Source organism: Leucobacter japonicus (genome assembly GCF_001273855.1).
GTDB classification, from domain to species: domain Bacteria; phylum Actinomycetota; class Actinomycetes; order Actinomycetales; family Microbacteriaceae; genus Leucobacter; species Leucobacter japonicus.
The window spans coordinates 1-250 of the sequence record NZ_JHBX01000020.1; the positions used below are offsets into that span (position 1 = coordinate 1).

Genomic DNA, 250 nt, shown 5'->3' on the forward strand with positions numbered 1-250 from the left:
CTCCGGGGCCGGGGTGCACGCGGCCGTCGACCCGAGCCACGATGTCGACGCGGTCGCCTTCGACGGTGTGCCCGTAGAGGTAGCCGTCGGCGCCGAGCTCCTCCACGAGGTCGACCACCACGGAGAGCCCGGGATCCCCCGCGCCGACGAGCACCAGGTCCTCGGGGCGCACGCCCACCGTCACGGTGGGCGACTGCACCCGCACCGGCGCCGGCACCGTCGCGGAGCCGAATGCGACGCCGGCCTCCGA

The 250-nt window shown here is 76.0% G+C and carries 1 protein-coding gene; it reads right to left on the reverse strand.

Features of this window, described 5'->3' with window-relative positions:
- Positions 1-250: TOBE domain-containing protein (locus AMS67_RS00045; RefSeq protein WP_370726573.1), on the reverse strand; the 250-nt coding region annotated here is incomplete at both ends.